Here is a 12,334-nt window from a genome sequence, read left to right on the forward strand (position 1 = left end):
TCCCGGTATGACGCTGGAGTGGGAGCAGACGATCGTCGAGGCTCAGGACCCGGTCGCGCTGGGCCGATGGTGGGCGCAGGCGCTCGGGTGGGTGGTCGTTGACGACTCACCGGACGAGTACGAGATCCGCCCCGAACCGGACCGGTTGCCCGGGCTGCTCTTCGTGCGGGCGGCGCAGCCGAAGCGGTCGAAGAGCCCCCTGCACCTGGACTTCCGCCCGGACGACCAGGCGGCGGAGGTCGCCCGCCTCCTCGCCCACGGCGCCCGTCCGGCCGACATCGGCCAGGGCCAGGACGTCACCTGGATCGTCCTGGCCGACCCCGAGGACAACGAGTTCTGCGTGCTGTCCTCCCGCCGCCGATAGCCCTGCGACCCCGCCCCTCGGGCCGACGGGCAGGGCGTTCCTCCGGGGAGGCTCAGGTGATCGCCGAGGCCGGGAGTTCCGGGGTGCGGGACGGGGCATCGCCGGCCGTCGGCAGGGTGAGCACCATGCTGAGCCCGCCGCCCGGGGTGTCCTCGGCGGTCAGCGTGCCGCCGATGGCCTCCGTGAAGCCGCGGGCGACCGCGAGGCCGACCCCGGCGCCGCGGGGTGCGTCGCCGTGGCGCCGGAAGGGTTCGAAGATCCGGTCCTTGGCCTCGTCCGGCACACCCGGCCCGCGGACCACGACGCGCAGTTCCACGCGGAAGAGCAAGGAGCTCGCGGAGACGTGGACGGGCTGGCCGTGCGGGCTGTACGTGACGGCGTTCTCGACGATGTTGGCCACGACCGGCTCGAGGGGCCGCGGCCGGCCCGACCACGTTCTCAGCGTCCACGGATCGCGTCTCCGAATTCTCCTGGTGGGGGCGGTGCTCCGCCACCTCCACCGTGCCCGCGCGGCCTGCCGGCGTATCGCACGACGACGGCCTTTTGATGCGTTTCATACGGTTCCCGCCCGTGCGCGTCAGCGGGACGTCAGGGTTTCCGTTTCCGGTGTCAGAAGAGCGTCAGAGAAGCGGTCCGGTGCCCGCCCGCCGGCGTTCCATGGGCCGCATGCCCGGACCGAAGCACGTGGAGGACCGCGACTGGCGGGGAGACGCGCAGGCCGCAGCCGGTATCTCCGTACTGTTCCCAGGACTGCTCGTCGCCGTCGACGCGGCGGCCGGCTGCACCCACTGGCAGCGCGTGCTGCTGTGGACGGCCCTCGGCCTGACGCTGTTCGCCGTCCTGTGGCCCACCCGTGTCCGTGCCGCCCCGGGCCTGCTCACGACGCGGGGACTGCTCCACCGCCGCCGCGTCCACACCGACCGGCTCGTCTCGGTCGCCTGGCACGACGGCGTCGCGCAGCGCCTGGTCCTGAGGGACCTCGACGGCAATCGGCTGGAGGTCGATCCGAGGGTCTTCGCGGCGAACCCGGCGCTGTGGCACCTGTTCGAGCAGGGCGTCCGCGCGAGCCTGTCCCTGGGCACCGTGACGGAAGGCTCGGACCCGCTGCGGCGGCTCTCGCGCCTCATCGACCGGCAGACCGTCACCACGGTCTTCAAGGTGTCAGGCCTGGACCACCGCTGACGGGCCGTGGGGTGTCCGTCTCCCCCCGGGTGTCCGCGAGAGCGGCCCGCCCCTGCCGTACGCGGCCTGCCGTACGCGGCCTGCCGTACGCGGCCTGCCGTACGCGGCCGGGGGCAAGCCGACTGCCATCGGCGGCGGCAGGCCTTCACGGCCCGCTAGAGGCGGTCCGGCGGCACGGCCGCGTACCACTCCCGCAGTGCGCCGATCACCGGGTCGCCGGGGCGCAAGCACACGTCGTCTACGGCCGCCAGCGCCCGTACGCCGAAGCCCGTGCTCGTCGCGAACGCAGCCCGCATCGAGCGCAGCCGGGAGTCCGTCACCGGAGCCGTGACCTGAGCGGTCCCCGCGGCCCGCAGGAGCCGCATCGTCGTCCCGGGCAGTACCTCGGCCTCGGGCCACACCACCGTCCCGGCCTCGTCCACGAAGCCGATGTTCCACGTGCAGCCCTCGGAGACCAGCCCGTCCGCACCGGTGAACAGCACGTCGTCGAAGCCGGCGAGCCGGGCCGCCCGCCGCAGCCGCAACTGCCCGAACAGCGCCACGTGCTTCACCGACGGCATGTCCCGCCGGAAGGGGAGCCGCTGCACGCGCAGCGGCGGCAGCGGCCGGTCGGCGGCGCCCGCGGCGGCCGGCCGGGTCGTCACCAGCACGCCAGGCCGCCCCGTACGGTCGGGGGCCGTCAGCTCCAGGTCGGGGTCGAAGACCGTGACCCGCACCATGAGCGCCCCGGCCCGCCCGCCGGCTTCCCTCCGTACGCACTCCCGCACCCATTCGGCATCCAGCTCCGCGCCGAACACCGCACGGCAGTCCGCGACCAGCCGGGCGAGGTGGAGGGCCAGCCCCCGCACCCCGCCGTCCTCCACCCGCATGGTGGTGAAATGGCCGTAATTGGTCAGCGCGAGGGCCTGGAGGGCCTCGGGAGAGGCGGAGGAGCCGTTCAGGGTTGCCATACGGGCAGTCTGCACGTCGTGGCCCTGCCTCCGGGAGCCCCGGCCCTGCGGCCGTTCACCGGCATCGGTCTCAGCGGCCCGGCGGGCCGCTACGGGGCCGGCACCGCGGGGCGGTGCATACGGCCGACGGGCGGGATCGCCGGGCCGGGCGGCAGGAGCTCGATCGTCACGAGCGCCACGACGGTGGCGAGGATCGCCACCGGGATCATCTCCGTGCTGCCCAGTACGAGCACGACGAGCACCACGCTGCTGACCGGCAGCCGCAGCGCGCTCACGGTGGCGGCGGCCATGCCGGCCGCCAGCCCGGCGCCGACGCCGAACCCCGCCAGCGGCGAGCAGAGCACGCCCGCTGCGGCGCCGAGGAACAGCGACGGGAAGATGGGACCGCCCCGCAGACTGCCCAGGCACAGGGAGAAGGCCGCGCCCTTGCAGAGGAGCACGGCGATCAGCGCGCCCACGCCCCAGGCGTGCGGGTCACCGGCCAGCTGGGCCAGCGTGTTCTGGCCCGAGGAGGCCACGTCCACGGGGGAGCGGCCGGTGCCCAGGGAGTAGGCGGCGGCGCAGGCGCCGGCGGCGAGCGCGCAGAGGGCGGTGACGGTCAGCGGCCGCCTGGCGACCCGGACGGCGGTGAGCCGGCCGCCGTACTGGACCAGGTGAACGCCGACCGCGAGGGCGGCGGCGAGGAGGATCGACCAGAGCACGTCGCCGGCGTCCAGGCGGGGGAACTGGACGCCCGAGGGCTCCTTCAGCGACAGGTCGCCGGTCTTCAGTCCGGTCCAGTGGCCGAATCCGGTGAACACGAGCGAGCCGATGCCGCTCGCCAGCAGCGCGGGCAGCATGACGGCGAACAACTGGGGGCCTCCCACGCCCACGACCTCCATGAGCAGCACCGCGCCGATCAGCGGATTGCCGAAAATGGTGGCGATCGCCGCGGCGGATCCGGCCGCGCCCAGCAGCGCGGTGCTCATCGGTGTCTCCGGCGTGCCGGTGAGGTGCCGCAGACCGATCGCGAGCCCGCCGCCCAGCGCGATGAGCGGGGCCTCGGGGCCGAGTGTGGCACCGAGCGGGAGGCTGAACACGGCTGCGAGGACCACTCCGGGCAGGGCCGCGGCTCCGGGACCGCCCGCGTGCAGGCCGGAGGCGGGGACGTGCCCTCCGGCCCCGGGGAGCCGGGTGACGATCTGCCCGACGCAGACACCCGACAGGAGCAGGAGCGGCAGGGGCCACCACCAGGGCGGAGTGTCGTGGCCGAGGGCATGCGGCAGGTCAACCCAGACCAGGCCCTCCAGTGTCTGCAGCCCGGCGAGGAACCAGAACGCGGCCAGCGAGACCGGGATGCCGATGAGTCCGCAGAACACCAGCGTCTTGCGGTACCCGGGAGTCCGGATCAGCTCGCCGAGCTTCTGGGCTTCCGCGGGCCGCGACGGCGGCTGCGGACCAGGACCCGGACCCCGATTCGGACTCGGCTGCGTCGGCTGCGTCATGGGGCCGTTCCTTCCCTCCCCCGTCCCTCACCGGTGCGTCCGGCACAGGGTGCTCCGTCAGCCGAGGAGCCGACGCTTCTGCTCGGCGAATTCCTCCTCGGTCAGCACTCCCTGCTCCTTGAGGGTGCTGAGCTGCTTGAGCTGGTCGATCCTCGTGCTCATGTCATCGGCGGCAGGGGCCGGCGGCGGAGGAGGGGGAGGGGGCGGCGGCGCGGCCTCGGCCTGCGGCGCCTCTTGCTGCGCCCAACGGCCCGCCTGCCGCCGGGACACCCGGTTGGACACGGCGGTTGCGGTGCCGGCGACGACGGCCGTACGGGCGACTCCGCGAAGAAGTCCGGGCATGGTGCTCATCTCCAGGGGTGCGGTGAAGCGGGGCTGCGGCCGTCGTCACTCGTCGTCGGGCCGTACGTCCATGGCCTCCAGCGAGGCGAGCAGCGCCTGCACGGGAATCCGGCCGGCGGCCACGAGCTGTGCGCCTCCGCGCCGCAGCTCACGGGCGAACGGCGCCGCCCACGTGTTCTCGTACACGATGATCCCGGCCGAGTTCCCGGGTTCCAGCGCGGCGCCTGCGTCGTCGATGTCGCTCTGGTCCAGCAGGCCGGACGAGGCTCCTTCGAAGACCGAAAGGTCGACCTCGCCACCGAAGTCGTTCAGCTCCACCGCCGTCACCGAGCCGTCCAGGTCCTTGCGGACGAAGACGAGGTCGAAGATGCGGATGATGCCGCGATCGACGAGGTCGACGAGCATGGGGAGTCCCTTGCCGGTCATCCGGTTGCCCGGGAACTCGATCACGACGTAGTCCACCGGACCCATGTCGTCGATGTCGCCGAGCCCGCCTGATTCCTCGACCTCGCTGCTCATGGCTGCTCCTGTCGCGCTGGGGGAGGGAAGACGTCGTGCCGGCCGCGGTCCGCGGGCGCCGGGCTCCGGCACGCGGTGGGCAGGAGGGACGTCGCCTAAGCCCATTCCAGCACCGCGCACGCACCTGCGCACATCCGGAAGGTCCACCTGCGGGGCGAGCCGGACCGCCGGCGGTCAGGTGGTCAGCCGGTCAGCTGGTAGATGCTCTTGCCGGTCAGCCACAGGCCGAGCACCAGGCAGATGACGACGATCGCCTGCTGCTGGTGACCCTCCAGCCAGCCGCGCAGCCGCATCAACCGGTCGTGCGCGACCTCGGGTGCGAACACGATGTACAGCTCGGCGGCCAGCAGGCTGGCGGTCGCGAGGAAACAGAAGCCGAACAGGGCCACATAGGTGGACGTGTGCGAAGTGTTCGCCTCGAGCACGGTCGTCGCGCCCGCCGCGACCAGGCCCCACGGCTGGACGAGCACGGCCAGTCCCGCGGCCGCCCAGAGCGAGCCCGGGTCCTTGCGGGAGTCCGTGCTGTCGGAGGGTCCGCCCGGTACGTCGGGGCCGAGCGGGGTGGCGGAGCCGGTCGGCGGTGCGCCCGCATTCATGAGGCGGCGGCGATGGAGCCCGTAGAACACCAGCCCCAGTCCGATGACCAGCTTGGCCGCCAGCCCCGCGATGCCGGGCGGGGAGCGCGGCGGCGGTGGCTGGCCGTCCGTCACGGTGAGCACGATCGCGATCACCGCCACGAGGCAGGCGAGCCAGGCCAGGATGAAGACGAGGCCCTTCCACACGCCCCTGGCGGAGGACACCACGAGCGCGAAGGCCATGATGGGCAGCGGGTCGACGGTGATGGCCAGGGCGATGAGCAAGAGGTCGAGGACCATGGCGCCCCAATCGTGTGCGAGGTACGACACTACGCACGGGTCCGGGCCCCGACACCTTTTCGCCTCCGTTCGGCGGACGGGTGAGGGGCGGGCGAAGGGCGGCCGGTACGAGGCGTTCGAGATGCCGCCCCCGGCCGCGTCCTTCAACCTGGACGCACACGAAGGAGACCGCGATGACGACGACTTGCCCACCGGCCCCGGCGCCGGCGTCGAGCCGTCCGTCGTCCCCTGCGCCCGCTCCCGCCCCGGTGTGCTGATGGCCTCCGGCAAGAGCGGGCGCGCCGTCCTGCGGTCCGCGTGGTGGCGATCGCGCTCGCAGCGGACGGCGGCCAAGGCCCGGCGGCTCCAGCGCCGGGCCGAGACCCGGTTTCCGGTGATCACCCACGTCGCCGAGCGCATGGTGGCGGTGAACATCTTCGACTCCGCGACCCGCCTCGCCGCGCAGTGCTTCCTGACCGCCGTTCCCCTGGTCTTCGTCGTCGCGTCGGTCGCCCCGGAGCGCGTACGACAGCAGATGGCCGCATCGATCCGTGCGGTGTTCGGGCTCAACGGCGAGGCGAGCGACCAGCTGTCCGCCATTTTCCGCAGCTCCGACGCGGAGCTCCAGAACGCCGTGGGCGTGGTCGGCTCCCTGATGGTGCTGCTGTCCGCGACCGCCGTGAGCCGCGCCATGCAGCGCCTGTGCAAGCGCGCGTGGGAGATTCCGCGCGCCGGGGCGCGGATCGCGGTCTGGCGCTGGCTCGCCTGGATCGCCGTCTGGATAGGTCTGCTGGTCGTGCAGGAACCGGTGCGCAGCGGGTTCGGCGTCGGGCTCTGGCTGGGTGTCCCCCTCACGTTCGTCTTCCAGACGCTGGTGTGGTGGTGGACCCAGCACCTCCTGCTGGGCCGCCTCGTCGGCTGGATGCCCCTGCTGCCGGGTGCCCTGATCACCGCCGGCGCGATGACAGCCCTGTCGGTCACCGCCGGTTTCTACATGCCGCGCGCCCTCAACCGGGCGCTGAGCGAGTACGGTTCGGCCGGCTCGATCTTCGTCCTGCTGTCGTGGCTGATCGTGCTGTGCGTGGCCATCGCGGGTGGTGTCACCGTGGGCGCCGTCCTGGCCCAGGAGCCGTACTCCGCCCGGTGGCTGGGCAGTCCGCCGCCGAGCCGGGAGCGGATGGAGCGGGACTGAGCTCCGGCGCTCCGGCGCCGCGCGGCGTCAAGCCGTACGGCAGCGCGGGGCCGGGGGTGCCATGCTGGGCAGCAGGGGCCCGAGCGGCCTGGAGGTCCACAGCGATGGCAAAGCGTGCAGCGAAGACGGAGAACGGCGTGCAGCGGCTGTCCGTCGCGGAGCGGGTCGCCCGCGGCCGCGCCGCCCGGCGCCGGGCGCCCCGGTCCGGGCAGGGGGAATTCGAGCCGTCCGCGCAGCGGCGGAATCCGGTGGACATCCTCGAAGGGCAGTCGGCCGGCCGGGTGCCGGAGCTGGTGCCGATCCGCTACGGGCGGATGTCGGAGTCACCGTTCCGCTTCTACCGGGGCGCCGCCGCCGTCATGGCCGCCGACCTGGCCCACACGCAGGACTCGGGCCTGCGGGTCCAAGCGTGCGGCGATGCGCACATGTTGAACTACGGCCTCCTGGGCACCCCGGAGCGGAACCTGCTGTTCGACCTCAACGATTTCGACGAGACACTGCCCGGACCGTGGGAGTGGGACGTCAAGCGGCTGGCCGTGAGCCTGGCCATCGCCGGCCGGGAGAACGGTTTCAGCGAGCGCGAGCGCGCCGTGATCGTCCAGTCCGCGGGCAGGTCCTACCGCGAGAGGATGCGCGAGTACGCCGTCATGCGCCACCTCGACGTCTGGTACGCGAGGGTCGACGCGGAGCAGCTCCAGACGCTGGGGGCGACCGAACTGCGCTCGCGCGGCCGCAAGCGCCTGGCCGAGGAACTGGCCAAGGCGCGCGGGCGGGACAGCATGCAGGCCGCCGCGAAACTCACGGAGGTGGTGGCCGGGGAGCGACGGTTCCGGTCGATGCCGCCCTTGGTCATGCCGCTCACGGAGCTGATGCCGGACAATCAGCGCGGCACGCTGGAGGATCAGATCCGCGACATGGTCGAACAGTACGGCCGGACCCTTCCCTCGGACCGGCGCCACCTGCTGCGGCAGTTCACCGTCGTCGACATGGCCCGCAAGGTGGTGGGCGTCGGCAGTGTGGGCACCCGGTGCTGGATCATCCTGCTCCTGGGCAGGGACGGCGAAGACCCGTTGATCCTCCAGGCCAAGGAGGCCGCAGAGTCCGTCCTCACCCCGTACGTCGGCGCCGGCGAGTACTCCATGCAGGGCGAGCGGGTGGTGGCGGGGCAGCGCCTGATGCAGGCGGCCAGCGACATCTTCCTGGGCTGGCACCGGGCGAAGGGCATCGACGGCCGTGAGCGGGACTTCTACGTCCGGCAGTTGCGGGACTGGAAGGGGAGCATCGAACCGGAACTCATGGCGCCGCGGGGCATGCAGGCGTTCGGCGACGTGTGCGCCGCCACCCTGGCCCGGGCACACGCCCGGTCCGGCGACCGGATCGGCATCGCCGCCTATCTGGGTGGCGGCGACGTGTTCGACCGGGCACTGGTGCGGTTCGCGGAGACCTACGCCGACCTGAACGAGCGCGACCACCAGGCCCTGCTGGACGCGGTGGCCGCGGGCCGGCTGGCGGCGCAGACGGCGTGACCGCAGACGGCGTGACCGCAGACGGCGCGACCGCCGACGGGCGCCCCGCGCGCCCCGCCTCTGTGCCAGTCGGCTGAACCGACCGGCGAGGCGACACGCGGCTTTCCGTGACCGTGGGAGGCTCCGGTCATGACAGCCGACGCACCCACGGCCGGGACCGCGAAGAACGCGAGACTCGTCCTGCTGACACTGGCGGCCGGGCAGTTCTTGATGGCCCTCGACAGCTCGGTCATGAACGTCTCGATCGCGACGGTGGCCGAGGACATCGGCACCACGGTGACCGGCATGCAGGGCGCGATCACGGCCTACACGCTCGTCATGGCGATGCTCATGATCACCGGCGGGAAGGTCGGCGCGCTCATCGGGCGCAGACGGGCATTCATGATCGGTTGCGTCGTCTACGGGTGTGGATCCTTCACCACGTCGATCGCCCCGAACCTGACGGTCCTGCTGCTCGGCTGGTCGTTCCTGGAAGGCGTGGGCGCGGCGCTGATCCTGCCGGCGATCGTGGCGCTGGTCGCCTCGAACTTCGCCGTGGAGCGCCGGCCGGCCGCCTACGGCCTGGTGGCGGCCGCGGCGGCGATCGCCATCGGGCTCGGGCCGCTCATCGGTGGTGCGGCCACCACGTTCTTCTCCTGGCGCTGGGTCTTCGCCGGGGAGGTCGTGGTGGTGCTCGTCATCCTGGTGCTCGCCCGCCGGATCGCGGACGCGCCCACCGACCACAAGCCGCGCATCGACCTCTTGGGCGCGGTCCTGTCCGCTCTGGGCATCGGGCTGTTCGTCTTCGGCGTGCTGCGTACGAGCGAATGGGGCTGGTTCCGGCCCAAGACCGGCGCACCGGCCTGGTTCGGCCTCTCACCCGTCGTCTGGCTGATGCTGGCCGGCGTTTTTCTCGTCTGGCTCTTCTTCCGCTGGGAGGCACGTCTCGTCGCACGCGGTGCCGAACCGCTCGTGGATCCGGCGCTCGTACACAACCGGCAGCTCACCGGCGGCCTGACGATGTTCTTCTTCCAGTACCTCGTACAGATGGGCGTGTTCTTCGTCGTCCCGCTCTACCTCTCCGTCGCGCTTGGCCTGTCCGCCGTCAAGACGGGCGTGCTGATCCTGCCGCTCTCCGTCTCCCTGCTGGCCGCCGCGATCGGGATCCCGCGGTTCCGCCCGAACGCCTCACCACGGCGCGTGGTGAAGCTCGGGATCCTGTCGATGTTCCTCGGCGCCGTCGTCCTGCTGGCCGTCCTGGACGTGGATTCCGGGGCGGCCGTCGTCACCGTCCCGCTGCTGTTGATCGGACTGGGGATGGGGGCCCTCGCCTCCCAGCTCGGGGCGGTCACCGTCTCGGCCGTCCCGGACGAACAGAGCGCCGAGGTCGGCGGAGTCCAGAACACCGTCACGAACCTCGGCGCGTCGATCGGCACCGCCGTCGCGGGGTCGGTCCTCATCACCATTCTGACCTCGTCGTTCCTCGCGACCATCGAGCAGAACCCGGCGATCCCGGACGAGGTCAAGAGCCAGGCGAACGTCCGACTCGCGGGAGGGGCTCCCTTCCTGTCGGATGCCCAGCTCAACTCCGCCCTCGACGAGGCAGGCGCGGAATCGGCGGTGACCGAGGCCGCACTCGACGCGAACGCCACCGCGCGGATCGACGGCCTGAAGGCGGCCCTCTGCATCCTCGCCCTGGCCGCGCTCACGGCGCTCTTCTTCACCCAGCGCATCCCCGAGACCCAGCCCGGGGCGGCGCGAAACTGAGCCGGTCCCTACACGGGACGCGGCGGACTTCCACCGGGCGGCGTCGCCGCGTCCTCGGCGGCCGGCGCGTCCTCCTCGGCGAGGAAGTCCATGACGGCCAGGGCGAAGAGGAGCGCGAGGGCGAGGCCCAGGATGACCCAGCCGGTCGGGTACGGCCACAGGATGAGGGCGAGGACGGCCGCCGCCACCAGGATCCAGGTGATCCACGTGCGGTGGCGGCCCACGAAGGCGCCGACCGGTCCCGTACGCAGCCCCGCCCGGTCGGCGGAGGCCCGGGTGGCCGCGATGCCCGACTGCCACATCTGGCGCACCACGGTGGCGCGGCGACCCGGGCCCGAGAGCCAGGCGGCGAGCGCGAGCAGCACGCCGAGGACCGCGACCATCCGGACCGTGGTGCGCAGGAGCTTGATCATCGCGTCGTAGACGGCGCCGGCGGCCGGCTGGGACACGGTGTCGGGGAGCGCGTTGAGGTAGACCGTACGGAAGACCGTCAGTGCGATGCCGAGGATGAGTGCCGCGACGGCGAAGCCGAGGGCCGCCGTGACCAGGGTCCGCCTCCGGTGGACGGAGAGCAGGACGCCGACGGCCGCGAGCACGACGGCGATGACCGGCAGCCAGAAACCCATGATCTCCAGCAGTCGGAAACCGGTCTTGACCCGGCCGATGTCGTCCGATTTGAGCACGGTGAAGTCGGTGTGGACCTCGGGGATCTTGGCGGCCACGCTCATCCCGGAGTCCACCAGCTTGTTCTTCACCTGGTCGATCACGGGAGCGAGGTCGATGGTCACCGAATCGTTCTTGATCTGAACGGCCCCCTCGTCGCTGCCGGTCAGGGCGCGGACGAGCGAGGTGTGGACCGTGCGGTTCGCGTTGGTCCAGATGGTCTCGAAGGCGTTCGACTGGACGACGTCCAGCGCCTTCTCGTGCACGAAGCTGCGGACCGCGCCCTCCAGCCCGTTGCCCAGCTTCCCCAGCGCCTTCTGCAGCAGCGGCCGCTGGTCCGGCGCCACGTCCTCAAGGAGGTTGGGCAGATCGATGTGCTCCATCACCGCGCCGGTGACCCGGTTCGCGGCGGCCGCCTGTACGTCGGGGTTGGAGGCCAGCGGGGCCACGGTGGTCACGTAGCGGTCGGTGTCGCCCACGATGCTGGACGTCCACGCCGCGACGATGCCCAGTGGCGCCAGGACGCAGCCGATGATGATCAGCAGCGCCGACAGGAACGCGCGCAGCCGGTGCCAGCGCGGCAGGCGTTGCGAAGCCTCCGCCTCCAGTGTGGCGACCCGAGCCCGCAGTGCGGCGAGTTCGCCCTGGTTGTCGTCGTCCGGCATACGGCCCTCCTACAGGTCGTAGCCAGGCAACCCCGGCCCGCGGGACCGGGCAAGCGCAGGCGGGCCGAACGGGTGAGCGAAACCGCTCGACGTGCGGAGGGCGGTGCTCGGACCAATACTGCTGATCGCGGGCATTCGGCTCGCCGCAAGGAGGAAATCATGGACGACTACCCCGCGCTCTCCGTGTTCTGGTCCATGCTCTGGTTCTTTCTGTGGATCATGTGGTTGTTCCTGCTGTTCAAGATCATCACGGACATCTTCCGTGACCATGAGATGAGCGGCTGGGGCAAGGCGGGCTGGCTGATCTTCGTGATCATCCTGCCCTTCCTGGGAGTGCTCGTCTACGTCATCGCCCGCGGCAAGGGCATGACCCAGCGGGACGTCAAGCAGGCCAAGGAAAGTGAGGCCGCCTTCCAGGACTACATCCGCCAGACGGCCGGATCGTCCTCGGCCGGCGGATCGCACGCCGACGAGCTCACCAAGCTCGTCGCGCTGAAGGACAAGGGCGCGCTGTCGGAGGCCGAGTTCCAGCAGGCGAAAGCGAAGCTGCTCACCTGAGCCGGCCCGTGCGCGGGGCGGCGCGTGTGGCCGGGGGCGGCCTCGGCGTCCGGTCTGCAGGGGGCAGACCGGGACTCCTGCCCGGCCGGCGGCCGGACCGTGACCCGGTCCGGCCGCCGCTGACGTCTTCCCGGCTTCTACGGGATCGGCCGACGCGCGGGGGCCGCTCGTCGGTGAGGGTCAGGATCAGGGGTCCGTCGAGGGCGGCCGGTCCCCGGAAGCGGTCCGAGAGGGCGGCGGACGAGCACTCCGCGGTCCCGAAGATCTCGGGGTCGGGCCAGAAGGCGAT

At 72.1% G+C, this 12,334-nt stretch carries 12 protein-coding genes and 1 pseudogene; 6 read left to right on the plus strand and 7 right to left on the minus strand.

Going from position 1 to position 12,334, the window contains the following annotated elements; genetic code table 11:
* Positions 1 to 7: 7 nt before the first annotated feature.
* Positions 8 to 364 carry a VOC family protein gene (locus K7B10_RS35545; RefSeq protein ID WP_229343057.1) on the plus strand — a complete coding sequence of 119 codons (357 nt, stop codon included), beginning with the start codon at positions 8 to 10 and terminating at the stop codon, positions 362 to 364.
* 52 nt (positions 365 to 416) lie between these two features.
* Here the strand turns inward: K7B10_RS35545 and K7B10_RS35550 are convergent.
* Positions 417 to 785 (minus strand): annotated as a pseudogene (locus K7B10_RS35550) (sensor histidine kinase); the annotation flags it as partial.
* A 245-nt stretch (positions 786 to 1,030) separates the two neighbouring features.
* Here K7B10_RS35550 and K7B10_RS35555 point away from each other — a divergent pair.
* Entirely contained in the window at positions 1,031 to 1,546 is a 516-nt protein-coding gene (locus tag K7B10_RS35555) for a hypothetical protein (protein WP_229343061.1), read from the plus strand.
* Between the two features lie 155 nt (positions 1,547 to 1,701).
* Here K7B10_RS35555 and K7B10_RS35560 read toward each other — a convergent pair whose 3' ends face one another.
* From K7B10_RS35560 to K7B10_RS35580, 5 genes are all read right to left on the minus strand, one after another.
* Positions 1,702 to 2,496 (minus strand): aminotransferase class IV, encoded by a 795-nt coding sequence (locus tag K7B10_RS35560; protein ID WP_229343063.1) that lies wholly within the window; start codon positions 2,494 to 2,496, stop codon positions 1,702 to 1,704.
* An 89-nt stretch (positions 2,497 to 2,585) separates the two neighbouring features.
* A complete protein-coding gene (locus tag K7B10_RS35565; RefSeq protein ID WP_229343064.1) occupies positions 2,586 to 3,980 on the minus strand; it encodes a chloride channel protein in 1,395 nt (464 codons plus the stop codon).
* 57 nt (positions 3,981 to 4,037) lie between these two features.
* The gene (locus K7B10_RS35570; protein ID WP_229343066.1) at positions 4,038 to 4,322 is read right to left on the minus strand and encodes an SHOCT domain-containing protein; all 285 of its coding nucleotides are present in this window, start codon (positions 4,320 to 4,322) and stop codon (positions 4,038 to 4,040) included.
* A gap of 45 nt (positions 4,323 to 4,367) precedes the next feature.
* A complete protein-coding gene (locus tag K7B10_RS35575; protein ID WP_229343068.1) occupies positions 4,368 to 4,841 on the minus strand; it encodes a DUF6325 family protein in 474 nt (157 codons plus the stop codon).
* Positions 4,842 to 5,023: 182 nt separating this feature from the next.
* Positions 5,024 to 5,716 (minus strand): GAP family protein, encoded by a 693-nt coding sequence (locus K7B10_RS35580; RefSeq protein ID WP_229345676.1) that lies wholly within the window; start codon positions 5,714 to 5,716, stop codon positions 5,024 to 5,026.
* A gap of 121 nt (positions 5,717 to 5,837) precedes the next feature.
* Between K7B10_RS35580 and K7B10_RS35585 the strand changes: the two genes are divergently transcribed.
* From K7B10_RS35585 to K7B10_RS35595, 3 genes are all read left to right on the plus strand, one after another.
* Positions 5,838 to 6,887 carry a YhjD/YihY/BrkB family envelope integrity protein gene (locus K7B10_RS35585; RefSeq protein WP_229343070.1) on the plus strand — a complete coding sequence of 350 codons (1,050 nt, stop codon included), beginning with the start codon at positions 5,838 to 5,840 and terminating at the stop codon, positions 6,885 to 6,887.
* Positions 6,888 to 6,991: 104 nt separating this feature from the next.
* Positions 6,992 to 8,413: a DUF2252 domain-containing protein gene (locus K7B10_RS35590; protein ID WP_229343072.1), complete on the plus strand. Its 1,422-nt coding sequence runs from the start codon at positions 6,992 to 6,994 to the stop codon at positions 8,411 to 8,413.
* A 129-nt stretch (positions 8,414 to 8,542) separates the two neighbouring features.
* Positions 8,543 to 10,159 carry an MFS transporter gene (locus K7B10_RS35595; RefSeq protein ID WP_229343073.1) on the plus strand — a complete coding sequence of 539 codons (1,617 nt, stop codon included), beginning with the start codon at positions 8,543 to 8,545 and terminating at the stop codon, positions 10,157 to 10,159.
* A gap of 8 nt (positions 10,160 to 10,167) precedes the next feature.
* On the opposite strand, the gene K7B10_RS35600 is transcribed toward K7B10_RS35595, so the two are convergent.
* Positions 10,168 to 11,487: a hypothetical protein gene (locus K7B10_RS35600; RefSeq protein WP_229343075.1), complete on the minus strand. Its 1,320-nt coding sequence runs from the start codon at positions 11,485 to 11,487 to the stop codon at positions 10,168 to 10,170.
* 159 nt (positions 11,488 to 11,646) lie between these two features.
* Here K7B10_RS35600 and K7B10_RS35605 point away from each other — a divergent pair, with 159 nt between their 5' ends.
* Entirely contained in the window at positions 11,647 to 12,045 is a 399-nt protein-coding gene (locus K7B10_RS35605; protein ID WP_030871301.1) for an SHOCT domain-containing protein, read from the plus strand.
* The last annotated feature ends 289 nt before the right edge of the window (positions 12,046 to 12,334 follow it).

Source organism: Streptomyces flavotricini (assembly GCF_020639365.1).
Lineage (GTDB): Bacteria > Actinomycetota > Actinomycetes > Streptomycetales > Streptomycetaceae > Streptomyces > Streptomyces flavotricini.